Below are 20,352 nucleotides of genomic sequence, written 5' to 3'. Positions count from 1 at the left end.
ACAGTTGCAAGACCAAGCGTACGAACCAAGAAGTCCACAGGAGGACACCAGTGGCGAAGGCGAAGTTCGAGCGGACTAAGCCGCACGTCAACATCGGCACCATTGGTCATATCGACCACGGTAAGACGACGCTGACCGCGGCCATCACCAAGGTCCTGCACGACAAGATGCCCACCCTCAACCCGTACACGCCGTTCGACGAGATCGACAAGGCGCCGGAGGAGAAGGCCCGCGGCATCACGATCTCGATCGCTCACGTCGAGTACCAGACTGAGGCGCGGCACTACGCGCACGTTGACTGTCCTGGTCACGCCGACTACATCAAGAACATGATCACCGGTGCCGCGCAGATGGACGGCGCGATCCTGGTCGTGGCCGCCACCGACGGCCCGATGCCGCAGACCAAGGAGCACGTGCTCCTGGCCCGCCAGGTCGGCGTTCCCTACATCGTCGTGGCGCTCAACAAGAGCGACATGGTCGAGGACGAGGAGCTCCTTGAGCTCGTCGAGCTCGAGGTCCGTGAGCTGCTGTCCATCTACGAGTTCCCGGGCGACGACCTGCCGGTCGTGCGCGTCTCGGCGCTCAAGGCGCTCGAGGGCGACGCGGAGTGGACCGAGAAGCTCATGGAGCTGATGAACGCGGTCGACACCGCGATCCCGCAGCCGGAGCGCGAGGTCGAGAAGCCGTTCCTGATGCCGATCGAGGACGTCTTCACGATCACCGGTCGCGGCACCGTGGTGACCGGTCGCGCCGAGCGTGGCGTGCTGAAGCCGAACGAGGAAGTCGAGATCGTCGGCATTCGCGAGAAGTCGATCAAGACCACCTGCACCGGCATCGAGATGTTCCGCAAGCTGCTCGACGAGGCCCGCGCTGGCGAGAACGTCGGTCTGCTGCTGCGTGGTGTGAAGCGTGAGGACGTCGAGCGGGGCATGGTTGTCATCAAGCCCGGCACGACCACGCCGCACACCGAGTTCGAGGGCCAGGTTTACATCCTGTCCAAGGAGGAGGGCGGCCGTCACACGCCGTTCTTCCAGAACTACCGGCCGCAGTTCTACTTCCGCACCACGGACGTCACCGGCGTCGTCACGCTGCCCGAGGGCACCGAGATGGTCATGCCGGGCGACAACACCTCGATGACCGTGAAGCTGATCCAGCCCATCGCCATGGACCAGGGTCTGAAGTTCGCGATCCGCGAGGGTGGCCGTACGGTCGGCGCCGGCCAGGTTACCAAGATCATCAAGTGAACTGAGTAACCCCGATTAGACCTGCCGTGCGGTAGTACGGCATACTAGTCAGGTTGCGCTTTTGCGGGGTGGCCGGCTGCTGCCGTTCGTAACGATAAACAGCAGCCGGCCATCCTCGCGGGTGGCCGGGGTGTGTTGACACGCCCGGTGCCTTGACCCCCGCACCAACCAGGATCGGCCCCAGATATGGGGCGGAGTCTGGCCACAGGGCGCGACACGCCCGACCGCGGGGGTCGGCCAAACAGCGGCATCGCGAGAGAAGGAACAGAAGCCACCATGGCGGGACAGAAGATCCGCATCCGGCTCAAGGCCTATGACCACGAGGTCGTCGACTCCTCGGCTCGGAAGATCGTGGAGACGGTGACCCGTACCGGTGCTCAGGTCGCGGGCCCGGTGCCGCTGCCGACCGAGATCAACCGTTTCTGCGTGATCCGGTCGCCGCACAAGTACAAGGATTCGCGCGAGCACTTCGAGATGCGCACGCACAAGCGTCTGATCGACATCATCGACCCGACCCCCAAGACGGTCGACTCGCTCATGCGCCTCGACCTGCCGGCTGGCGTCGACATCGAGATCAAGCTGTAGGGACTGCGAACTCATGGACAGGCAAGTGAAGGGCATCCTGGGCGCCAAGCTCGGCATGACCCAGGTCTGGGACAACAACAAGGTTGTCCCGGTGACCGTGGTGCAGGCCGGCCCGTGCGTCGTGACCCAGGTGCGCACCGCGGACAAGGACGGCTACGCCGCCATCCAGCTCGCGTTCGGCGCTGTTGACCCGCGCAAGGTGAACAAGCCCCGGACCGGCCACTTCGAGAAGGCCGGCACGGCGCCGCGGCGACACATCGTCGAGCTGCGCACGACCGACGCGAGCGAGTACGAGCTCGGCCAGGAGGTCACCGTCGAGTCGTTCGAGGCGGGCGCCCCGATCGACGTCACCGGTCGTACCAAGGGCAAGGGCTTCGCCGGCGTCATGAAGCGGCACGGCTTCCACGGCCTCCGCGCGAGCCACGGTGTGGAGCGGAAGCACCGCTCGCCCGGCTCGATCGGCGCCTGCGCGACCCCGGGTCGCGTCTTCAAGGGCGTACGGATGGCCGGCCGGATGGGTGGCGTGCGGTACACCGCGCAGAACCTCACCATCCAGGCGATCGACTCCGACAACAACCTGCTGCTGGTCAGGGGCGCGATCCCCGGCCCGGCCGGCGCGCTGGTCCTGGTCCGCACGGCGGCCAAGGCCAAGGCGAAGGGTGGTGCTACCAAGTGACCACGGTTGGCGTACTGACCCCGAGGGCACGACCGCCGGCACCGTCGAGCTGCCCGCCGAGGTGTTCGACGTACAGGCGAACATCCCGCTGATGCACCAGGTCGTGGTGGCCCAGCTCGCGGCCGCCCGCCAGGGCACGCACAAGGCGAAGACGCGCGGTGAGGTCGCCGGTGGCGGCAAGAAGCCGTACAAGCAGAAGGGCACCGGTCGTGCCCGCCAGGGCTCGATCCGCGCGCCGCAGTTCACCGGCGGTGGCGTGGTCCACGGCCCGGTGCCGCGCGACTACAGCCAGCGGACCCCGAAGAAGATGAAGGTCGCCGCGTTGCGTGGCGCCCTGTCGGACCGGGCGCGCGAGGGCCGCCTGCACGTCGTCGAGGGTTTCGTCACGGGCGAGAAGCCGTCGACGAAGGAAGCCCTGAAGACGCTGCGTACGGCGACCGAGCGCAAGCGCGTGCTGGTCGTGCTCACGAGCGTGGACGAGCTCAATTGGCTCTCCCTGCGCAACCTGGGCGGCAGCGGCGTGCACCTCATCGAGGCCGGCCAGCTCAACACGTACGACGTGCTGCTCGCCGACGACGTGGTCTTCACCAAGGACGCGCTGGCCGAGTTCCTGGGCGAGACGACGGAGGAAGGCAAGTGACCACGATCCCGGATCCGCGCGACATCATCATCGCGCCGGTCGTGTCCGAGAAGAGCTACAGCGTTCTCGACCAGAACTGGTACACGTTCCTGGTCCGCCCGGACGCCAACAAGACCGAGATCAAGATCGCTATCCAGCAGATCTTCAACGTCCGCGTCCTGACGGTCAACACCGCCAACCGCGAGGGCAAGCGCAAGCGCACCCGTACCGGGTGGGGGCAGCGCAAGGCCACCAAGCGGGCGCTGGTGAAGCTGGCTGACGGTGACCGCATCGAGGCCTTCGGCGGCCCGGTCAGCTAGGGAGTGGTAAACGATGCCGATTCGTAAGTACAAGCCGACGTCGCCGGGCCGCCGTGGCTCCAGCGTCGCCGACTTCGCCGAGATCACGCGCTCGACGCCGGAGAAGTCGCTGCTGGTGCCGCTGCCCAAGAAGGGCGGCCGGAACGCCACCGGCAAGATCACCACGCGTCACCAGGGCGGCGGGCACAAGCGCCAGTACCGGCTGATCGACTTCAAGCGGGTCGACAAGGACGGCGTACCGGCGAAGGTCGCGCACATCGAGTACGACCCGAACCGCACCGCCCGTATCGCGCTGCTGCACTACGTCGACGGCGAGAAGCGCTACATCGTCGCGCCGAAGGACCTGAAGCAGGGCGACCGGGTCGAGTCCGGGCCGGGTGCCGACATCAAGCCGGGCAACAACCTGCCGCTGCGCAACATTCCGGTGGGTACGCAGATCCACTGCGTGGAGCTGCGCCCGGGCGGCGGCGCCAAGCTGGCCCGCTCGGCCGGCGTCGGCATCCAACTGCTCGGCCGCGAGGGCGCGTACGCCACGCTGCGTATGCCGTCGGGTGAGATCCGCCGGGTCGACGTGCGCTGCCGCGCGACCGTGGGCGAGATCGGCAACGCCGACCAGTCCAACATCAACTGGGGTAAGGCCGGCCGGATGCGGTGGAAGGGCAAGCGCCCGACCGTCCGCGGTGTGGCCATGAACCCGGTCGACCACCCGCACGGTGGCGGTGAGGGCAAGACCTCCGGCGGTCGCCACCCGGTGAACCCGCAGGGCAAGCCCGAGGGCCGCACCCGCCGTAAGGGCCAGCCGAGCGACCGGCTGATCGTCCGCCGTCGTTACGCAAACCGGAAGCGGGGTTAACCCATGCCACGCAGTCTCAAGAAGGGCCCGTTCATCGACGACCACCTGCTCAAGAAGGTGGAGACGCAGAACGACAAGGGCTCGAAGAACGTCATCAAGACTTGGTCCCGGCGTTCCACGATCATCCCCGAGATGCTCGGGCACACGATCGCGGTGCACGACGGACGCAAGCACGTACCGGTGTTCGTCACCGAGGCGATGGTCGGGCACAAGCTCGGCGAGTTCGCGCTGACCCGCACGTTCAAGGGTCACGAGAAGGACGACCGCAAGAGCCGGCGCCGGTAAGCGGCAGGACTACGGATAAAGGATCAAGGGGTTACAGCGATGCCAGTTAAGGGCGACGCTCCGGCGCTTCCGGGCGCGCGGGCGGTTGCGCGGCACGTGCGCATCTCGCCGACCAAGGCGCGCCGGGTGGTCAACCTCGTCCGCGGTCTGCCCGCGCAGGAGGCACTCACGGTGCTGAAGTTCGCGCCGCAAGGGGCGAGCGAGCCGGTTTACAAGGTCCTCGCCAGCGCGATCGCGAACGCCGAGAACAACGAGCGGCTGGACCCCGAGGCGCTGCTCGTCAGCGAGGCGTACGTCGACGAGGGACCGACGCTGAAGCGGTTCCAGCCGCGGGCGCAGGGTCGGGCGTACCGGATCCGCAAGCGCACCTGCCACATCACGATCGTGGTGGAGGCCGTGGCGCCGAAGGGGCCGGCTCGCAAGGCGGCGAAGAAGGCCGCCGCTCCGGCCAAGGCGACCGAGCCGGCTGAGACGAAGGCGGAGACCGCCGAGGAAGGGACCGAGTAATGGGTCAGAAGGTTCACCCGCACGGGTTCCGGCTCGGCATCTCGACCGACTGGAAGTCCCGCTGGTACGCGGACAAGCTCTACAAGGACTACATCGCCGAGGACGTGAAGATCCGGCGGATGATGTCCAAGGGCCTGGAGCGCGCTGGCATTTCCAAGGTTGACATCGAGCGCACCCGCGACCGGGTCCGGGTCGACATCCACACCGCCCGGCCGGGCATCGTCATCGGCCGTAAGGGCGCGGAGGCCGACCGGATCCGCGGCGAGCTGGAGAAGCTCACCGGCAAGCAGGTGCAGCTCAACATCCTCGAGGTAAAGAGCCCCGAGTCGGACGCGCAGCTCGTCGCGCAGGGCGTGGCCGAGCAGCTGTCCAGCCGGGTCAGCTTCCGCCGGGCGATGCGCAAGGCCATGCAGTCCGCGATGAAGAACCCGATCGTGCGGGGCATCCGGGTGCAGGTCTCGGGCCGCCTGGGCGGCGCCGAGATGAGCCGCACCGAGTTCTACCGCGAGGGCCGGGTGCCGCTGCACACGCTGCGGGCCAACATCGAGTACGGCTTCTTCGAGGCGCGTACCACCTTCGGCCGGATCGGCGTGAAGGTGTGGATCTACAAGGGCGACGCCGTACCCGGCCGGGAGACCCCGGCCGACACGGGCCCGGCGCGTCCGCGGCGCGATCGCGGCGACCGTCCCGAGCGGCCGCGCCGTGGCCGTTCCGGTTCTTCCGGTACGACCGCCGGCGGCACCGAGGCGGGCCGTGCGGCTGCCGCGGCGGCTGCCGAGCAGCCCGCGCCCGCGGCCGCCGCTCCGGAGGCCGCACCGAGTGACGCTCCCAGTGAGCAGCAGCAGGAGGGCTGACACATGCTGATGCCGCGTAAGCCCCCGAAGGGCTTCCGCAAGCCGCACCACCCGTCCCGGTCCGGGGCGAGCAAGGGCGGCAACCGGGTGGTCTTCGGTGAGTTTGGTATCCAGGCGCTGGAGCCCGCCTACGTGACCAACCGGCAGATCGAGTCGGCGCGTATCGCGATGACCCGCCACATCAAGCGTGGTGGCAAGGTCTGGATCACGGTCTTCCCGGACCAGGCCCTGACGAAGAAGCCGGCCGAAACCCGGATGGGTTCCGGTAAGGGCTCGCCGGAGTGGTGGGTCGCCAACATCAAGCCGGGACGGGTCCTGTTCGAGATGTCATTCCCGAACGAGGCGATCGCGCGAGAGGCGATGCGTCGCGCGATCCACAAGCTTCCGATGAAGTGCCGCATCGTGACGCGCGAAGTGGGTGAGGTCTGATGGCAGCGGGCACCAAGGCCGCCGAGCTGCGCGAGCAGTCCGACGAGGAACTGGTCGCGCTGCTGCGGGAGGCCAAGGCGGAGCTGTTCAACCTCCGCGTACAGAGCGCGACCGGGCAGCTGGACAACAACAAGCGTCTGCAGGTCATCCGCAAGGAGATCGCCCGGATTTACACGATCATGCGCGAGCGCGAGCTGGGGCTCTCGGCCGCGCCGACTGAGGTGATTGCTTCATGAGTGAGTCGAACGTCGCCGCGCCTCGGGCCCGGCGCAAGGTCCGTGAGGGTCTGGTCGTCAGCGACAAGATGGACAAGACCGTCGTGGTCGAGGTCGAGGACCGGGTCAAGCACCCGCTGTACGGCAAGGTCATCCGCCGTACGAGCAAGCTGAAGGTGCACGACGAGCAGAACGCGTGCGGCGTCGGCGACCGGGTGCTGCTGATGGAGACCCGTCCGCTGTCCGCTACCAAGCGGTGGCGGGTCGTGGAGATCCTCGAGAAGGCAAAGTAGTTCAGCCGACCGTTCCGCCAAGCTCCGTCGGCTTCGGCCCGGCGGAGAACTGGCAGACATAGGAGTTAGACGTGATTCAGCAGGAGTCGCGACTGCGGGTCGCCGACAACACGGGTGCGCGGGAGATCCTGTGCATCCGGGTGCTCGGTGGCTCGGGTCGGCGCTACGCCGGCATCGGCGACGTCATCGTGGCCACGGTCAAGGACGCGATCCCCGGCGCGGGTGTCAAGAAGGGCGACGTCGTCAAGGCGGTCGTCGTCCGCACCGCGAAGGAGAAGCGCCGGCCGGACGGGTCGTACATCCGCTTCGACGAGAATGCCGCCGTGATCATCAAGGACGGCGGTGACCCGCGTGGCACCCGCATCTTCGGTCCGGTTGGCCGCGAGCTGCGGGACAAGCGGTTCATGAAGATCATTTCGCTGGCACCGGAGGTGCTCTAACCGTGAAGGTTAAGAAGGGCGACACGGTCGAGGTCATCGCCGGCAAGGACAAGGGTGCCCGGGGCAAGGTCATTTCGGCCCTGCCGCGGCAGGACAAGGTCATCGTCGAGGGCGTCAACCGCGTCAAGAAGCACACCCGCATCCGCACGACCCAGCGTGGTGCGAAGACCGGTGGCATCGTCACGCAGGAGGCCGCGATCCACGTCTCGAACGTGATGGTCGTGGACTCCGACGGCAAGCCGACCCGCGTCGGTTACCGCATCGACGAGAACGGCCAGAAGGTCCGCATCTCGCGCCGCTCCGGTAAGGACCTGTGATGACTGCTCCCGTGAAGACGCTTCCCCGCTTGAAGGAGCGGTACCGCAACGAGATCGTGGCGAAGCTGCGCGAGCAGTACACGTACGCGAACGCGATGCAGGTGCCGGGCCTGGTCAAGATCGTGGTGAACATGGGTGTCGGCGACGCCGCCCGGGACGCCAAGCTGATCGACGGCGCGGTCCGCGACCTCGCCACGATCACCGGTCAGAAGCCGCAGGTACGCCGGGCGACCAAGTCGATCGCGCAGTTCAAGCTCCGCGAGGGCATGCCGATCGGCGCCAAGGTGACGCTGCGTGGCGACCGGATGTGGGAGTTCCTGGACCGGTTGCTGTCGATCGCGCTGCCGCGTATCCGCGACTTCCGCGGCCTCGACGCGCGCAAGCTCGACGGCAACGGCAACTACACGTTCGGGCTCACCGAGCAGTCGGTGTTCCACGAGATTGACCAGGACCGGATCGATCGGGTCCGGGGCATGGACATCACGGTGGTCACCACCGCGAAGACCGATGACGAGGGCCGGGCGCTGCTCAAGCTCCTGGGCTTCCCGTTCAAGGAGAACTGATCAATGGCGAAGAAGGCGCTGATCCTCAAAGCGGCCGCGAAGCCCAAGTTCTCGGTGCGCGCGTACACCCGCTGCCAGCGGTGCGGGCGGCCGAAGGCGGTGTACCGCAAGTTCGGTCTCTGCCGCGTCTGCATCCGGGAGATGGCCCACCGCGGTGAGCTGCCCGGCGTGTCCAAGGCTTCCTGGTAGTAGCTATCGCTTCGCCGTAGGCCCACTTCAGGCGGGAACCGCGGTGAGAAAGGCTGATTCAAACCCATGACCATGACCGACCCGATCGCAGACATGCTGACGCGTCTGCGTAACGCCAACCAGGCGTACCACGACCGGGTGACCATGCCCTACTCGAAGATCAAGGCGAACGTCGCCGAGGTCCTCAAGGCCGAGGGCTACATCGCCGGTTGGTCCGTCGAGGACCCCGAAGAGGGCGCCGTCGGCAAGCGCCTGATCGTCGAGCTGAAGTACGGCCAGAGCCGCGAGCGCAGCCTCGCCGGCATCCGGCGCGTATCCAAGCCCGGCCTTCGGGTGTACGCCAAGTCCCCGGAGCTTCCGCGCGTGCTCGGCGGCCTCGGCGTGGCGATCATTTCGACGTCTCAGGGGCTGCTCACCGACCGGCAGGCTCGCAAGCGAGGGTGGGCGGGGAAGTCCTCGCCTACGTCTGGTGACGGGAGGCAGCTAGATATGTCGCGAATTGGACGCAAGTCGATCCCCGTACCCACCGGCGTCGACGTCACCATCAACGGCCGTACCGTGCAGGTCAAGGGCCCGAAGGGCGAGCTGTCGCACACCCTCGCCGAGCCGATCACGGCGGAGCGGGGCGACGACGGCAACGTGCACGTCAACCGGCCCGACGACGAGCGCCGCTCCAAGGCGCTGCACGGCCTCTCCCGTACCCTGGTCGCCAACATGATCATCGGCGTCACCGAGGGCTACCGGAAGAGCCTGGAGATCAACGGCACCGGCTACCGGGTGACGGCCAAGGGCAATGACCTGGAGTTCGCGCTCGGGTTCTCGCACCCGGTGCTCGTTCCCGCGCCGGAGGGCATCACCTTCTCGGTGGAGCGGCCGACGCTCTTCCACGTGGCCGGCATCGACAAGCAGCAGGTCGGTGAGGTCGCCGCGAACATCCGGAAGATCCGCCCGCCGGAGCCGTACAAGGGCAAGGGCGTCAAGTACCAGGGCGAGGTCATCCGCCGCAAGGCTGGAAAGGCAGGTAAGAAGTGAGCGCGACTCTGCTCAAGCGCCGCCGCGGTGTCGCCGCGAAGCGCGCCGTCGGGCGGGCGCGCCGGCACTTCCGGGTCCGCAGGAACGTCGTCGGCACCGCCGAGCGTCCGCGCCTGGTGGTTACCCGCTCGCTGCGGCACGTCACCGCCCAGATCGTCGACGACGCCAAGGGGCACACCCTGGTGTCGGCGTCGACCCTGGACGCGTCGATCCGGGGCGGCGAGGGCGACAAGAGCGCCCTGGCCGGCAAGGTGGGCGCTCTGCTCGCCGACCGCGCCAAGGCCGCGGGTATCTCCAAGGTCGTCTTCGACCGCGGTGGCAACAGGTACGCCGGGCGCATCGCCGCTCTGGCGTCCGCCGCCCGCGAAGCCGGACTCGAGTTCTAGGAAGGAATGACCAATGCCAGGTCAGCAGCGCCGGGGCGGCGGGTCCGGTAACACCGAAGGTGGCGGCCGTCGTGAAGGTCGCGGTCGCGGCCGTGACGGGGGCAACGCGCCCGTAGAGAAGACCCCGCACCTCGAGCGGGTAGTCACCATCAACCGTGTCGCCAAGGTCGTCAAGGGCGGTCGCCGGTTCAGCTTCACCGCGCTGGTCGTGGTGGGCGACGGCGACGGCACCGTCGGCGTCGGCTACGGCAAGGCCAAGGAGGTGCCCGCGGCGATCGCCAAGGGCGTCGAGGAGGCCAAGAAGCACTTCTTCAAGGTGCCCCGGATCGCCGCGTCGATCCCGCACCCGGTGACCGGCGAAGACGCCGCCGGCGTCGTGCTGCTCAAGCCGGCCAGTGCCGGTACGGGCGTCATCGCGGGTGGCCCGGTGCGCGCGGTGCTGGAGTGCGCGGGCATCCACGACGTGCTCTCCAAGAGCCTCGGCTCGTCGAACCCGATCAACATCGTGCACGCCACCGTCGCGGCCCTGAAGAGCCTTGAGTCGCCCGAGGCGGTCGCGGCGCGCCGCGGCTTGCCGGTCGAGGACGTCGCTCCGGCCGCCATGCTGGCGAACCGGGCAGGGGTGGGTGCGTAGCATGGCACGCCTTAAGGTCACCCAGACCCGTTCCGACATCGGGGCCAAGCGCAACCAGCGGGATTCGCTGCGGTCGCTGGGGCTGAAGCGGATCAACGACGTGGTGGTCAAGGAGGACCGTCCCGAGATTCGGGGCATGATCTTCGCTGTGAACCACCTCGTGAAGGTCGAGGAGGTCGAGTAATGACGATCAAGGTCCACCACCTCCGGCCGGCTCCCGGTTCCAAGACCGCAAAGACCCGTGTGGGTCGCGGTGAGGGCTCCAAGGGCAAGACCGCCGGTCGCGGTACGAAGGGCTCGAAGGCCCGCAAGAACGTTCCGGCGTCGTTCGAGGGTGGGCAGATGCCCATCCACATGCGGCTGCCGAAGCTGAAGGGCTTCAAGAACAGGTTCAAGGTCGTGTTCCAGGTGGTCAACCTGGAGCGCCTGGCCGAGCTCTTCCCGAACGGTGGAGAGATCGGCCCGGCGGAGCTGGTCGAGGCCGGCGCGGTCCGCAAGGGCCAGCTGGTCAAGGTGCTCGGCACCGGCGACCTCGGCGGCGTACGGCTCCAGCTGTCGGCGCACGCGTTCAGCGCGTCGGCCAAGGAGAAGATCACTGCCGCCGGTGGCACGGTCACCGAGCTGTAGGACGATTCAGTGGCGCCCGCCAGTTGCCTAGCGACTGACGGGCGCCACGTCTACTATCTGGCGTTTCGCCCAGTTAACATAGGGAACGGTGTATGTCCCCGGGCGCATCTGCCCGAACTCACACCGTACTGTTAGAGTCCGTTGCCAGTATGGATGTCGGGTGACCGCCCGACGCCCGACCCGCCCGCCATCATCCGGCGGCCGCCTCGCGCAGGAGGAAGAAGTTGCTCTCCGCGTTTCTCAGTGCGTTCCGCACGCCTGACCTGCGCAAGAAGCTGCTGTTCACGATCTTCATCGTGGCGATATACCGGCTCGGCGCGACGCTGCCGAGCCCTGGTGTGTCGTATGGCAACGCCCAGCGGTGTATCGAGGCGATGGAGCAGGGTGCGCCCGGCGTCTTCACGCTGTTGAACCTATTCTCTGGCGGCGCGCTGCTGTCGCTGTCGGTCTTCGCGCTGGGCATCATGCCCTACATCACCGCGTCGATCATCCTGCAGCTGCTGACCGTGGTGATTCCGCGGTTGGAGCAGCTCCGCAAGGAGGGTCAGGCCGGCCAGGCGAAGATCACGCAGTACACCCGCTACTTGACGCTCGGTCTCGCGGTGCTCCAGGCGTCGGCGTTCGTGGCGCTGGCCCGCTCCGGGCAGCTCTTCAACAACCAGTGTGACCAGTGGCCCCTCATTCCCGAGGGCACCGGCATGCCGCTGTGGATCACGCTCGTCGCCCTCGTCGTCACGATGACCGCCGGTACCGGCGTGGTCATGTGGCTCGGCGAGCTGATCACCGACCGCGGCGTCGGCAACGGCATGTCCGTCCTGATCTTCACCTCGATCGCGGCCCGGCTCCCCTCCGAGGGCTGGACGATCAAGGAGAGCGAGGGCTGGGGCGCATTCTTCCTTGTGCTCGCGCTGGTCCTGGTGGTCATCACCGCGGTCGTCTTCATCGAGCAGGCGCAGCGCCGCATCCCGGTGCAGTACGCCAAGCGCATGATCGGTCGCCGGATGTACGGCGGCACCTCGACGTACATCCCGCTCAAGGTCAACCAGGCTGGCGTCATCCCGGTCATCTTCGCGTCGTCGCTGCTCTACCTGCCGCAGCTCGGCCTGCAGTTCACCGACTACCAGACCAACCCGAGCAAGTGGGAAGCCTGGGTCAACAACCACCTGGCCAACCCGGCCGACTGGGTCTACATCGTCGTCTACTTCTTCATGATCATCTTCTTCACGTACTTCTACGTGTCGATCACGTTCAACCCGACCGAGGTCGCGGAGAACATGAAGAAGTACGGCGGGTTCGTGCCAGGTATCCGCCCGGGCAAGCCCACCGCCGAGTACCTCGACTTCATCCTGAGCCGGATCACCCTTCCGGGTGCCCTCTACCTGGGCCTAATCTCGATCTTGCCGAACTTCTTCTTCATCTGGCTGAACAGCAGCCAGTATCAGAACTTCCCGTTCGGCGGCACGGCAGTGCTGATCATGGTCGGCGTCGGCCTGGAGACCGTGAAGCAGATCGAGAGCCAACTCATGCAGCGGAACTACGAAGGGTTCCTGCGGTAGATGCGCCTCGTACTGGTCGGTCCTCCAGGGGCGGGAAAGGGGACCCAGGCAGAGTTCATCGCCGCCCACCTGGCCGTGCCCAAGATCTCGACCGGGGACATCTTCCGCGCCAACGTGTCGCAAGGCACGCCGCTCGGCGTGGAGGCGCGGCGGTACATGGACGCCGGCCAGTTGGTGCCTGACGAGGTCACGATCAACATGGTGCGCGACCGGCTGGCGGAGACGGACGCGTCGGACGGCTTCCTGCTCGACGGCTTCCCGCGTACCACCCCGCAGGCGGTCGCGCTCGACAAGCTGCTCGCCGACCTCGGCACCGCGCTCGACCTGGTCATGGAGCTGGTGGTCGACGACGACGAGGTCATCCGGCGGCTGTCCGGCCGGCGCACCTGCCGGGGCTGCGGCAAGATCTGGCACGTCGAGTTCGACCCGACGTCCCGCGAGGGCATCTGCGACCGGTGCGGCGGCCAGCTCTTCCAGCGCGACGACGACCAGGCGGAGACGATCGCCAACCGCCTCGTGGAGTACGCCGAGAAGACCGCGCCGCTGGTCGACTACTACGGCGCGCAGGGCAAGCTGGTCGGCATCGACGCCACCGGCCCCGTCGAAGACGTGACCGTGCGCGCGATCGACGCCCTCCGCTCGTACGGCGGCTAGCCTCGAACTATGCGCCGCCACCAACTCGCTATCCAGCTCAAGACCCCCGCACAGATCGAGAAGATGCGTGCCGCGGGTCTCGTCGTGGCGTCCGCGCTGGCCAAGATGGGTGAAGCGGTGGCGCCGGGCGTGTCCACCGCCGACCTGGACGCGCTCGCCGAATCGGTGATCCGGGGTGCCGGCGCGGTGCCGTCGTTCAAGGGCTACCACGGCTTTCCGGCCTCGATCTGCTCCTCCGTCAACGAGCAGATCGTGCACGCCATCCCCTCGCCCCAGCAGATCCTGCGCGACGGCGACCTGATCTCCATCGACTGTGGCGCGGTGCTCGACGGCTGGCACGGCGACGCGGCGATCACCGTACCGGTCGGCGAGGTACGTCCCGAACTGTTGCACATGGCCGAAGTGGCGGAAGACGCGATGTGGGCGGGCATCGCCGCCGCCGCGCGCGGCGCCGCCTCCGGACGCGGCCGGCTCACCGACATCTCGTACGCCGTGGAGTCCGCCGTCCGGCGATCCGGCCGCCGGTACGGCATCGTCGACGGGTACGGCGGGCACGGCATCGGCACCGAGATGCACCAGGACCCGCACGTGCTCAACCACGGTCGCCCCGGCCGCGGTCCGCGCCTGGTGCCCGGGCTGGCCCTCGCCATCGAGCCCATGATCACGATCGGTTCGCCCAAGACCGAGGAGCTCGACGACGGCTGGACCGTGGTCACCCGCGACGGCTCGGTCGCCGCCCACGTGGAGCACTCGATGGCGCTCCTGGACGACGGCGTCTGGGTCCTCACCGCCCCCGACGGCGGCCGCGAACGCCTCGGCGAGCTGGTCACCGCCCGCGAGCCCGCCCGGGCGTAGCCGCGAGCGAGTTGATCAGGGAACGGCTCGGGCATGTTGTGGCGTGTCGAGAGAGGCATTCCCTGATCAACGTGATCAAGGTCGGCGCTGCCGTGGAACGTACGCGGATGGCATGCTCGTAGGCGTGGATGGGCGGGACGAGATGCGCGCCGCGGACGACGACCGGCATGCGGTCGCGGAACGGCTGCGCACCGCGCTGAACGAGGGTCGGCTGGACCTGCATGAGTACGACGAGCGCCTGCAGCGGGCGTACACGGCGAAGACGTATGGCGACCTGGACCGCCTGCTCGCCGACCTGCCGGGCACCGTGCCGCTGGAGCGGTCCCAGGTCGTTCCCGCCGGTGCGCGACCAGACCTGGACCTGCCCTACTCCGACGCGACCCGGCGCTGGTTGATCGACGTCTGGGAGCGTTACGCCGGCGTGGTCGCGATCACGGTGGGCATCTGGGCGGTCATCTGCCTGATGGCGCAGGACCTGATCTACTTCTGGCCGGGTTGGGTGGCTGGCCCGTGGGGCGCGGTGCTCCTCGTCCAGACGGTGACCGGGCTGATGAGCGGCGAGCCGCAGAAGTGGGCCGCCAAGAAGGCCCGCAAAAAGGCCGCAAAGGCAGACAAAAAGGCCAGCAAAGAAGCCGAGAGTGACGGCTAACCACTCGGTTTGCTGTCGATACGTGAACGCGCGTACACTGGGCGGTCGGCGCGCAGCGTCCACTCTGGCATGCCCACCACGCGCTTCTGTGGGTAGCCGGAGCCGCGGCTGGCGCGGGTGGATTTCCTCACTCGTGTAAGACGGTGCGAGCCTGTCCGAAGAACCCGACGTCAGGACAGCGGAGGACATGCCCAAGAAGGACGGGGCCATCGAGATCGAGGGCCGGGTCATCGAGCCACTCCCGAACGCCATGTTCCGGGTGGAGCTCGCCAACGGCCACAAGGTGTTGGCCCACATCAGCGGCAAGATGCGGCAGCACTACATCCGCATCCTGCCCGAAGACCGGGTCGTCGTCGAACTCTCGCCGTACGACCTCACTCGCGGGCGCATCGTCTACCGCTACAAGTAGTCGTCGAGCTAACAACCGGAAGAGTAAAGGCGAACCGTGAAGGTCAAGCCGAGCGTCAAGAGGATCTGCAACAAGTGCCGGGTTATCCGCCGGCACGGCCGGGTCATGGTCATCTGCGTTGACCCGCGCCACAAGCAGCGCCAGGGCTGACGCACCCAACAGAAGAAGCTCGTCCCAGCCGCGGAATTCCGCCGATCACGGCGCATTCGTGGCTGACCCCCGGTCGGAGGCCGGGGCCCGCTTGGGCAAGCGGGGTGGGCCGGGCACAGACCTCCGCGAAACCCACAAGGAGTACGCCCGCGCATGGCTCGTCTAGTCGGCGTCGACCTCCCCCGCGAAAAGCGGATGGAGATCGCGCTCACCTACATCTTCGGGGTCGGTCGGACCCGCGCCATCGAGGCGCTCACCGCGACCGGCATCAGCCCCGACAAGCGCGCTAAGGACCTCACGGACGAGGAGCTCGTGCAGCTCCGCGACTACATCGAGGCCAATTTCAAGGTAGAGGGTGACCTGCGCCGCGAGGTCGCCGCGGACATCCGCCGCAAGGTCGAGATCGGCTGCTACGCCGGCATCCGGCACCGCCGGGGCCTGCCCGTCCGTGGGCAGCGGACTCGTACCAACGCGCGTACCCGCAAGGGTCCGAAGCGGACCGTCGCCGGCAAGAAGAAGCCCGGCAAGAAGTAATTAGGAGCGCAGAAGACTTATGCCACCGAAGGCTCGCACCGGGGCCGCCGTCAAGAAGGTCCGGCGCAAGGAACGCAAGAACGTCGCCCACGGGCAGGCGCACATCAAGAGCACGTTCAACAACACCATCGTCTCGATCACGGACCCGACCGGTGCGGTGATCTCTTGGGCGTCCGCCGGTCAGGTGGGGTTCAAGGGCTCCCGCAAGTCGACTCCGTTCGCCGCGCAGCTCGCCGCCGAGGCAGCCGCTCGCCGGGCCATGGAGCACGGCATGCGCAAGGTCGACGTTTTCGTGAAGGGGCCGGGCTCCGGCCGGGAGACCGCCATCCGTTCGCTGCAGGCCGTCGGCCTCGAGGTCGGCCAGATCGCCGACGTCACGCCGCAGCCGCACAACGGGTGCCGTCCGCCGAAGCGGCGCCGGGTCTGAGAGGGATGGGTTAGAAGAACATGGCTCGTTACACCGGTGCTGACTGCCGCCGTTGCCGGCGGGAGAAGATGAAGCTGTTCCTCAAGGGCAGCAAGTGCGACGGTCCCAAGTGCCCCTTCGAGTCCCGGCCGTTCCCGCCCGGGCAGCACGGCCGCGGCCGTACCAAGGAGGGCGAGTACCTGCTCCAGCTTCGCGAGAAGCAGAAGGCCCGCCGGGTGTACGGCGTGCTGGAGAAGCAGTTCCGCGGCTACTACGAAGAGGCCGTCACCAAGCCGGGCAAGACCGGTGAGGTGCTGCTGCAGATCCTCGAGTCCCGCCTGGACAACGTGGTCTACCGGGCCGGGTACGCCATGTCCCGCGACATGGCGCGCCAGCTCGTCAAGCACGGCCACTTCCTGGTCAACGGCAAGAAGGTCGACATCCCGTCGTACCGCGTCAAGGAGCACGACATCGTCGACGTGCGGCCGAAGTCGAAGGAGCTGACGCCCTTCATCGTCGCGCAGGCGCAGGCCGGCTCCAAGAGCGTCCCGGCGTGGATCGAGGCGATCCCCAGCCAGATGAAGATCCTCGTGCACACCCTCCCGGCCCGGCAGGTCATCGACACGCAGGTCCAGGAGCAGCTGATCGTCGAGCTTTACTCCAAGTAACGCTTGAGAGGGCCGGCGCGTCGACCTGGGCGCGCCGGCCGTCAGGTTCGCGGTCGTCAAATAGTGGGCGGCCCCGGCAGAAAAGAGAAACACAGTGCTCATCACCCAGCGGCCGACCCTCTCCGAGGAGTCGATCAGCGAGACCCGTTCGCGGTTCACCATCGAGCCGCTCGAGCCCGGCTTCGGCTACACGCTCGGCAACTCCCTGCGGCGCACGCTGCTGTCGTCCATCCCCGGCGCGGCCGTGACGTCGATCAAGGTGGACGGCGTGCTGCACGAGTTCACCACGATCCCCGGTGTCAAGGAGGACGTGGTCGAGCTCGTCATGAACGTCAAGGAGCTGTGCGTCAGCTCCGAGCACGACGAGCCGGTCAGCATGTACCTGCGCAAGCAGGGCCCCGGCGACGTCACCGCGGGCGACATCCAGCCCCCGGCCGGCGTGTCCGTGCACAACGCCGACCTCAAGCTCGCCACCCTGAACGGCAAGGGCCGGCTCGACATGGAGCTGACCGTCGAGCGGGGTCGCGGCTACGTCACCGCCGCGCAGAACAAGCAGGCCGGCGCCGAGATCGGCCGCATCCCGGTCGACTCGATCTACTCGCCGGTGCTGAAGGTGACGTACCGCGTCGAGGCGACCCGTGTCGAGCAGCGCACCGACTTCGACCGGCTGATCATCGACGTCGAGACCAAGGCGTCGATCGGCCCGCGTACGGCGCTGGCCTCGGCCGGCTCGACCCTGGTCGAGCTCTTCGGCCTGGCCCGCGAGCTGGACGAGACCGCCGAGGGCATCGACATCGGGCCGTCCCCGCAGGACGCCCAGCTGGCCGCCGACCTGGCTCTGCCGATCGAGGAGCTGGACCTCACCGTCCGGTCGTACAACTGCCTCAAGCGTGAGGGCATCAACACCGTCGGCGAGCTGATCGGGCGTACGGAGGCCGACCTGCTCGATATAAGGAACTTCGGTCAGAAGTCCATCGACGAGGTCAAGATGAAGCTCGCCGGGATGGGCCTGGGGCTGAAGGACTCGGCTCCGAACTTCGACCCGGCGCACGTCGTGGACTCCTTCGGCGAGGTTGACTACGACTCCGACGACTACCGCGAGACCGAGCAGCTCTAGCGACTGCCCGATTACAGGAGCACGAAAAGATGCCCACGCCCACCAAGGGTGCCCGCCTCGGCGGCAGCCCCGCGCACGAGCGGATGATGCTGGCCAACCTGGCCACGTCGCTGTTCCGGCACGGCAAGATCACCACGACCGAGACCAAGGCCCGGCGGCTGCGCCCGCTCGCGGAGCAGCTGATCACCAAGGCCAAGCGCGGTGACCTGCACTCGCGGCGTCGCGTGCTGACCGTGGTCCGGGACAAGGACGTGGTCTTCGAGCTGTTCGACCAGATCGCCCCGCGGTACGCCAACCGCAGCGGCGGCTACACCCGGATCGTGAAGACCGGTCCGCGCAAGGGTGACGCCGCGCCTATGGCGATCATCGAGCTGGTCGAGGAGCTGGTGGTCGCGCCGCCGGCGAAGGCCGCGAAGGCTGCCAAGAAGACCGCCCGCAAGGCGGCCGCCCAGCAGGACAAGGTCGAGGCGCTCGCCGGCGAGGAGGAGCCCCCGGCCGCGTCGAGCGAAGCCACCGAGCCCGAGCCCGAGGCCGAGGCCACCGAGGCGCCCGGCGCCAAGGACGAGGTCAAGGACTGAGCAGCACCACCGCATAGCGATCAAGGCGTCCTTCAAGTCGTTAGAACGACTTGAAGGACGCCTTGATCACGTTGGGAGGGGGAGGAGGGGATGACGCGGGTACGGCTGGATGTGGCGTACGACGGCACCGACTTCTCCGGTTGGGCGGCCCAGCCGGAGCGCCGTACCGTCGCCGGCGTGCTCTGCGCGGCACTGGACCGGCTCCTCGGACCCGGCGCGGCGACCGGCCTGACCGTGGCGGGGCGTACCGACGCGGGGGTGCACGCCACCGGCCAGGTCTGCCACGTCGACCTGCCGGACGACGCGTGGGAGCGGCTGGCGCCGACCCTGGTACGCCGCCTCGCCGCCCTGCTGCCCGCCGATGCGCGGGTTACCACGGCCGCCGCGGTGCCGGCCGACTTCGACGCCCGGTTCTCCGCGACGTTCCGCCGGTACGAGTACCGGGTCACCGACGTCCCGTACGGCGCCCTGCCGCTGGCCCGCCACGACACGCTCGCCTGGCCTCGCCCGCTCGACCTGGCCGCGCTCAACGCCGCCGCCGAGGGCCTCCTGGGCGAGCACGACTTCGCGGCGTACTGCAAGCGCAAGGAGAACGCCACCACGATCCGGGCGATCTCCCGCCTCGACTGGCGGCGTGACCCGGACGGCATCCTGGTCGCCACCGTGCAGGCCGACGCGTTCTGCCAAGCGATGGTGCGCAGCCTGGTGGGGGCGATGCTCGCCGCCGGCGACGGCCGCCGCCCGGTCGACTGGCCGGCCGCGCTGCTGACCCGCCGGGAACGCTCCAGCGAGGTCACCGTCGCGCCCGCGCACGGCCTGACCCTCGTCGCGGTCGGCTACCCCGCGGATCCCGTCGAGTACGCCCGGCGCGCCGAGCTGACCCGCCGGCTACGCGGCTGACCGCGTCGCCCGCTTCGCCAGGACTGTGCCGCGCAGGTGCAGTTCGATCATGTCGAAGAGGATCTGCGGGGCGTACGGGTCGCGCGCCGTGATGGTCTTTCCATCGGCGCGCGCGATCACGCAGTAGACCAGGTAGTGCCCGCGCACGTGCCAGCCGACCTGGGCGGACGCCAGCGCGACCGGCTCGGTGCCCCGGCCCGCGACCAACCCGGCGAAGCGGCCCCTCCCCGTGTCCACCATCGGCTTGATCTTCATGTGCGCCCAGTTGGCGCCCTCCACGTCGTCGAGGTTGAACACCCCCGCGGTGACCAGGTACTTGCCGGTCGGCGAGCGCAGCGTCGCCCGGACGACCTGGGCGCAGCCGAGGTCGGCCAGCAGCTTGCCCAGCTCGCCGGTGGCGGCGAGCCGGCAGCGCCCGGTCGACTGCGTCTTCAGCACCCGGTACGGCGGTTCACCCGGACCGATGCGGATCTCCCGGCCGGGAAAGACCTCGGCCGTGGTGAGCGGCGCCGCGTCCACCTCGCGCGAGCTGATGTCGCGCGGGAGCGCGGTGGGGGCGGCACTGCCCGACGCCTGCGCGTCCCGCCCCTGCCGCTCGTCCGCCACGATGAAGTACGAGCTCAGCCCGCACACCATCAGCAGGGCCACGGCGCTGAGCCCGCTGGTCAGCGCCTGCCAGGTCCGCTTCCGGGGCCGCCTGAGCAGGGCGGCGACGGGCGCCAGCGCCGGGCGGGCGTGTCTGGGACCTGTGTGGGCATGTCGCCCATAAACCATGCCGGACAGGGTAACTTAGGTATTTGGGTCAAAA

At 68.2% G+C, this 20,352-nt stretch carries 33 protein-coding genes and 2 pseudogenes; 34 read left to right on the top strand and 1 reads right to left on the bottom strand.

The genetic code is table 11. The features are described 5' to 3' along the window. The first annotated feature begins 50 nt into the window (after nt 1-50). The 34 genes and pseudogenes from tuf to truA all read left to right on the top strand — a co-directional run bounded on the left by tuf (nt 51) and on the right by truA (nt 19,544). Nucleotides 51-1,244: an elongation factor Tu gene (gene tuf, locus Prum_RS16275; protein ID WP_173077339.1), complete on the top strand. Its 1,194-nt coding sequence runs from the start codon at nt 51-53 to the stop codon at nt 1,242-1,244. A gap of 276 nt (nt 1,245-1,520) precedes the next feature. Beyond that, nucleotides 1,521-1,829: a 30S ribosomal protein S10 gene (gene rpsJ / locus Prum_RS16270; RefSeq protein ID WP_007073037.1), complete on the top strand. Its 309-nt coding sequence runs from the start codon at nt 1,521-1,523 to the stop codon at nt 1,827-1,829. A 13-nt stretch (nt 1,830-1,842) separates the two neighbouring features. After that, nucleotides 1,843-2,505, top strand: coding sequence for a 50S ribosomal protein L3 (gene rplC / locus Prum_RS16265; RefSeq protein WP_173077338.1), 663 nt, complete (start codon nt 1,843-1,845; stop codon nt 2,503-2,505). Further along, nucleotides 2,502-3,145, top strand: a pseudogene (gene rplD, locus Prum_RS16260) (50S ribosomal protein L4). Before rplC ends, rplD begins: the two are co-directional and overlap by 4 nt. Then, complete coding sequence (gene rplW / locus Prum_RS16255; protein WP_173077336.1) at nt 3,142-3,444, top strand: 50S ribosomal protein L23; 303 nt, start codon at nt 3,142-3,144, stop codon at nt 3,442-3,444. Before rplD ends, rplW begins: the two are co-directional and overlap by 4 nt. 13 nt (nt 3,445-3,457) lie before the next feature. Continuing rightward, nucleotides 3,458-4,297 (top strand): 50S ribosomal protein L2, encoded by an 840-nt coding sequence (rplB, locus tag Prum_RS16250; RefSeq protein WP_173077335.1) that lies wholly within the window; start codon nt 3,458-3,460, stop codon nt 4,295-4,297. Nucleotides 4,298-4,300: 3 nt separating this feature from the next. Beyond that, a complete protein-coding gene (rpsS, locus tag Prum_RS16245) occupies nt 4,301-4,582 on the top strand; it encodes a 30S ribosomal protein S19 (RefSeq protein ID WP_088647003.1) in 282 nt (93 codons plus the stop codon). Between the two features lie 39 nt (nt 4,583-4,621). Continuing rightward, nucleotides 4,622-5,089 (top strand): 50S ribosomal protein L22, encoded by a 468-nt coding sequence (gene rplV, locus Prum_RS16240; protein ID WP_173077334.1) that lies wholly within the window; start codon nt 4,622-4,624, stop codon nt 5,087-5,089. Continuing rightward, nucleotides 5,089-5,943: a 30S ribosomal protein S3 gene (rpsC, locus tag Prum_RS16235; RefSeq protein ID WP_173077333.1), complete on the top strand. Its 855-nt coding sequence runs from the start codon at nt 5,089-5,091 to the stop codon at nt 5,941-5,943. Before rplV ends, rpsC begins: the two co-directional genes overlap by 1 nt. Nucleotides 5,944-5,946: 3 nt before the next feature. After that, the gene (gene rplP / locus Prum_RS16230) at nt 5,947-6,372 is read left to right on the top strand and encodes a 50S ribosomal protein L16 (RefSeq protein ID WP_173077332.1); all 426 of its coding nucleotides are present in this window, start codon (nt 5,947-5,949) and stop codon (nt 6,370-6,372) included. Then, nucleotides 6,372-6,608: a 50S ribosomal protein L29 gene (gene rpmC / locus Prum_RS16225; RefSeq protein WP_173077331.1), complete on the top strand. Its 237-nt coding sequence runs from the start codon at nt 6,372-6,374 to the stop codon at nt 6,606-6,608. Before rplP ends, rpmC begins: the two co-directional genes overlap by 1 nt. Beyond that, the gene (gene rpsQ / locus Prum_RS16220; protein ID WP_173077330.1) at nt 6,605-6,880 is read left to right on the top strand and encodes a 30S ribosomal protein S17; all 276 of its coding nucleotides are present in this window, start codon (nt 6,605-6,607) and stop codon (nt 6,878-6,880) included. Before rpmC ends, rpsQ begins: the two co-directional genes overlap by 4 nt. A 71-nt stretch (nt 6,881-6,951) precedes the next feature. Beyond that, nucleotides 6,952-7,320: a 50S ribosomal protein L14 gene (rplN, locus tag Prum_RS16215; protein WP_089244879.1), complete on the top strand. Its 369-nt coding sequence runs from the start codon at nt 6,952-6,954 to the stop codon at nt 7,318-7,320. A gap of 2 nt (nt 7,321-7,322) precedes the next feature. Continuing rightward, a complete protein-coding gene (gene rplX, locus Prum_RS16210; RefSeq protein WP_173077329.1) occupies nt 7,323-7,637 on the top strand; it encodes a 50S ribosomal protein L24 in 315 nt (104 codons plus the stop codon). Further along, nucleotides 7,637-8,200 carry a 50S ribosomal protein L5 gene (gene rplE, locus Prum_RS16205; RefSeq protein WP_173077328.1) on the top strand — a complete coding sequence of 188 codons (564 nt, stop codon included), beginning with the start codon at nt 7,637-7,639 and terminating at the stop codon, nt 8,198-8,200. The genes rplX and rplE overlap by 1 nt, the downstream gene beginning before the upstream one ends. Nucleotides 8,201-8,203: 3 nt before the next feature. After that, the gene (locus Prum_RS16200; protein ID WP_007073023.1) at nt 8,204-8,389 is read left to right on the top strand and encodes a type Z 30S ribosomal protein S14; all 186 of its coding nucleotides are present in this window, start codon (nt 8,204-8,206) and stop codon (nt 8,387-8,389) included. Between the two features lie 66 nt (nt 8,390-8,455). Next, nucleotides 8,456-8,862, top strand: a pseudogene (rpsH, locus tag Prum_RS16195) (30S ribosomal protein S8). A 16-nt stretch (nt 8,863-8,878) separates the two neighbouring features. After that, nucleotides 8,879-9,421, top strand: coding sequence for a 50S ribosomal protein L6 (gene rplF / locus Prum_RS16190; RefSeq protein WP_173077327.1), 543 nt, complete (start codon nt 8,879-8,881; stop codon nt 9,419-9,421). Continuing rightward, complete coding sequence (gene rplR, locus Prum_RS16185) at nt 9,418-9,807, top strand: 50S ribosomal protein L18 (RefSeq protein WP_173077326.1); 390 nt, start codon at nt 9,418-9,420, stop codon at nt 9,805-9,807. The genes rplF and rplR overlap by 4 nt, the downstream gene beginning before the upstream one ends. A 13-nt stretch (nt 9,808-9,820) precedes the next feature. Next, nucleotides 9,821-10,441: a 30S ribosomal protein S5 gene (gene rpsE / locus Prum_RS16180; protein ID WP_173077325.1), complete on the top strand. Its 621-nt coding sequence runs from the start codon at nt 9,821-9,823 to the stop codon at nt 10,439-10,441. Between the two features lies 1 nt (nt 10,442). Beyond that, nucleotides 10,443-10,625: a 50S ribosomal protein L30 gene (gene rpmD, locus Prum_RS16175; RefSeq protein ID WP_173077324.1), complete on the top strand. Its 183-nt coding sequence runs from the start codon at nt 10,443-10,445 to the stop codon at nt 10,623-10,625. Next, nucleotides 10,625-11,068 (top strand): 50S ribosomal protein L15, encoded by a 444-nt coding sequence (rplO, locus tag Prum_RS16170; protein WP_173077323.1) that lies wholly within the window; start codon nt 10,625-10,627, stop codon nt 11,066-11,068. The genes rpmD and rplO overlap by 1 nt, the downstream gene beginning before the upstream one ends. Before the next feature lie 224 nt (nt 11,069-11,292). Continuing rightward, nucleotides 11,293-12,624, top strand: coding sequence for a preprotein translocase subunit SecY (gene secY, locus Prum_RS16165; protein ID WP_173077322.1), 1,332 nt, complete (start codon nt 11,293-11,295; stop codon nt 12,622-12,624). Then, nucleotides 12,625-13,278, top strand: coding sequence for an adenylate kinase (locus Prum_RS16160; protein ID WP_173077321.1), 654 nt, complete (start codon nt 12,625-12,627; stop codon nt 13,276-13,278). Between the two features lie 9 nt (nt 13,279-13,287). Next, a complete protein-coding gene (gene map / locus Prum_RS16155) occupies nt 13,288-14,133 on the top strand; it encodes a type I methionyl aminopeptidase (protein ID WP_173077320.1) in 846 nt (281 codons plus the stop codon). A gap of 142 nt (nt 14,134-14,275) precedes the next feature. Next, entirely contained in the window at nt 14,276-14,782 is a 507-nt protein-coding gene (locus Prum_RS16150; RefSeq protein WP_173083795.1) for a DUF1707 SHOCT-like domain-containing protein, read from the top strand. A gap of 187 nt (nt 14,783-14,969) precedes the next feature. Beyond that, the gene (infA, locus tag Prum_RS16145) at nt 14,970-15,191 is read left to right on the top strand and encodes a translation initiation factor IF-1 (RefSeq protein WP_007073013.1); all 222 of its coding nucleotides are present in this window, start codon (nt 14,970-14,972) and stop codon (nt 15,189-15,191) included. 36 nt (nt 15,192-15,227) lie between these two features. Then, nucleotides 15,228-15,341, top strand: coding sequence for a 50S ribosomal protein L36 (gene rpmJ / locus Prum_RS16140; protein WP_029020881.1), 114 nt, complete (start codon nt 15,228-15,230; stop codon nt 15,339-15,341). A 153-nt stretch (nt 15,342-15,494) separates the two neighbouring features. Continuing rightward, a complete protein-coding gene (gene rpsM, locus Prum_RS16135; protein WP_173077319.1) occupies nt 15,495-15,875 on the top strand; it encodes a 30S ribosomal protein S13 in 381 nt (126 codons plus the stop codon). A 19-nt stretch (nt 15,876-15,894) separates the two neighbouring features. After that, complete coding sequence (gene rpsK / locus Prum_RS16130) at nt 15,895-16,302, top strand: 30S ribosomal protein S11 (protein ID WP_173077318.1); 408 nt, start codon at nt 15,895-15,897, stop codon at nt 16,300-16,302. A gap of 20 nt (nt 16,303-16,322) precedes the next feature. Beyond that, nucleotides 16,323-16,949 carry a 30S ribosomal protein S4 gene (gene rpsD, locus Prum_RS16125; protein ID WP_173077317.1) on the top strand — a complete coding sequence of 209 codons (627 nt, stop codon included), beginning with the start codon at nt 16,323-16,325 and terminating at the stop codon, nt 16,947-16,949. A gap of 94 nt (nt 16,950-17,043) precedes the next feature. Next, the gene (locus Prum_RS16120; RefSeq protein ID WP_173056640.1) at nt 17,044-18,066 is read left to right on the top strand and encodes a DNA-directed RNA polymerase subunit alpha; all 1,023 of its coding nucleotides are present in this window, start codon (nt 17,044-17,046) and stop codon (nt 18,064-18,066) included. Nucleotides 18,067-18,095: 29 nt separating this feature from the next. After that, the gene (gene rplQ, locus Prum_RS16115) at nt 18,096-18,644 is read left to right on the top strand and encodes a 50S ribosomal protein L17 (protein WP_173077316.1); all 549 of its coding nucleotides are present in this window, start codon (nt 18,096-18,098) and stop codon (nt 18,642-18,644) included. A 90-nt stretch (nt 18,645-18,734) separates the two neighbouring features. Continuing rightward, a complete protein-coding gene (gene truA, locus Prum_RS16110) occupies nt 18,735-19,544 on the top strand; it encodes a tRNA pseudouridine(38-40) synthase TruA (RefSeq protein WP_173077315.1) in 810 nt (269 codons plus the stop codon). Here truA and Prum_RS16105 read toward each other — a convergent pair. Continuing rightward, a complete protein-coding gene (locus Prum_RS16105; protein WP_173077314.1) occupies nt 19,533-20,318 on the bottom strand; it encodes a hypothetical protein in 786 nt (261 codons plus the stop codon). The two genes, truA and Prum_RS16105, sit on opposite strands and share 12 nt — an antisense overlap. Nucleotides 20,319-20,352: the final 34 nt, after the last annotated feature.

Origin of the sequence: Phytohabitans rumicis, from assembly GCF_011764445.1 — a bacterium.
Classification (GTDB): domain Bacteria; phylum Actinomycetota; class Actinomycetes; order Mycobacteriales; family Micromonosporaceae; genus Phytohabitans; species Phytohabitans rumicis.
Note: the sequence above shows the minus strand (reverse complement) of the source record. Positions and strands in the feature narration are given on the sequence as shown.

What these genes read in the sequence shown, in the direction of transcription:
- rpsJ (WP_007073037.1), top strand. Translation starts at nt 1,521, where the DNA reads ATGGCGGGACAGAAGATCCGCATCCGGCTCAAGGCCTATGACCACGAG.
- rplC (WP_173077338.1), top strand. Translation starts at nt 1,843, where the DNA reads ATGGACAGGCAAGTGAAGGGCATCCTGGGCGCCAAGCTCGGCATGACC.
- rplB (WP_173077335.1), top strand. Translation starts at nt 3,458, where the DNA reads ATGCCGATTCGTAAGTACAAGCCGACGTCGCCGGGCCGCCGTGGCTCC.
- rpsS (WP_088647003.1), top strand. Translation starts at nt 4,301, where the DNA reads ATGCCACGCAGTCTCAAGAAGGGCCCGTTCATCGACGACCACCTGCTC.
- rplV (WP_173077334.1), top strand. Translation starts at nt 4,622, where the DNA reads ATGCCAGTTAAGGGCGACGCTCCGGCGCTTCCGGGCGCGCGGGCGGTT.
- rpsC (WP_173077333.1), top strand. Translation starts at nt 5,089, where the DNA reads ATGGGTCAGAAGGTTCACCCGCACGGGTTCCGGCTCGGCATCTCGACC.
- rplP (WP_173077332.1), top strand. Translation starts at nt 5,947, where the DNA reads ATGCTGATGCCGCGTAAGCCCCCGAAGGGCTTCCGCAAGCCGCACCAC.
- rpmC (WP_173077331.1), top strand. Translation starts at nt 6,372, where the DNA reads ATGGCAGCGGGCACCAAGGCCGCCGAGCTGCGCGAGCAGTCCGACGAG.
- rpsQ (WP_173077330.1), top strand. Translation starts at nt 6,605, where the DNA reads ATGAGTGAGTCGAACGTCGCCGCGCCTCGGGCCCGGCGCAAGGTCCGT.
- rplE (WP_173077328.1), top strand. Translation starts at nt 7,637, where the DNA reads ATGACTGCTCCCGTGAAGACGCTTCCCCGCTTGAAGGAGCGGTACCGC.
- Prum_RS16200 (WP_007073023.1), top strand. Translation starts at nt 8,204, where the DNA reads ATGGCGAAGAAGGCGCTGATCCTCAAAGCGGCCGCGAAGCCCAAGTTC.
- rplF (WP_173077327.1), top strand. Translation starts at nt 8,879, where the DNA reads ATGTCGCGAATTGGACGCAAGTCGATCCCCGTACCCACCGGCGTCGAC.
- rpsE (WP_173077325.1), top strand. Translation starts at nt 9,821, where the DNA reads ATGCCAGGTCAGCAGCGCCGGGGCGGCGGGTCCGGTAACACCGAAGGT.
- rpmD (WP_173077324.1), top strand. Translation starts at nt 10,443, where the DNA reads ATGGCACGCCTTAAGGTCACCCAGACCCGTTCCGACATCGGGGCCAAG.
- rplO (WP_173077323.1), top strand. Translation starts at nt 10,625, where the DNA reads ATGACGATCAAGGTCCACCACCTCCGGCCGGCTCCCGGTTCCAAGACC.
- Prum_RS16160 (WP_173077321.1), top strand. Translation starts at nt 12,625, where the DNA reads ATGCGCCTCGTACTGGTCGGTCCTCCAGGGGCGGGAAAGGGGACCCAG.
- map (WP_173077320.1), top strand. Translation starts at nt 13,288, where the DNA reads ATGCGCCGCCACCAACTCGCTATCCAGCTCAAGACCCCCGCACAGATC.
- Prum_RS16150 (WP_173083795.1), top strand. Translation starts at nt 14,276, where the DNA reads ATGCGCGCCGCGGACGACGACCGGCATGCGGTCGCGGAACGGCTGCGC.
- infA (WP_007073013.1), top strand. Translation starts at nt 14,970, where the DNA reads ATGCCCAAGAAGGACGGGGCCATCGAGATCGAGGGCCGGGTCATCGAG.
- rpsM (WP_173077319.1), top strand. Translation starts at nt 15,495, where the DNA reads ATGGCTCGTCTAGTCGGCGTCGACCTCCCCCGCGAAAAGCGGATGGAG.
- rpsK (WP_173077318.1), top strand. Translation starts at nt 15,895, where the DNA reads ATGCCACCGAAGGCTCGCACCGGGGCCGCCGTCAAGAAGGTCCGGCGC.
- rpsD (WP_173077317.1), top strand. Translation starts at nt 16,323, where the DNA reads ATGGCTCGTTACACCGGTGCTGACTGCCGCCGTTGCCGGCGGGAGAAG.
- rplQ (WP_173077316.1), top strand. Translation starts at nt 18,096, where the DNA reads ATGCCCACGCCCACCAAGGGTGCCCGCCTCGGCGGCAGCCCCGCGCAC.
- truA (WP_173077315.1), top strand. Translation starts at nt 18,735, where the DNA reads ATGACGCGGGTACGGCTGGATGTGGCGTACGACGGCACCGACTTCTCC.
- Prum_RS16105 (WP_173077314.1), bottom strand. Translation starts at nt 20,318, where the DNA reads ATGGTTTATGGGCGACATGCCCACACAGGTCCCAGACACGCCCGCCCG.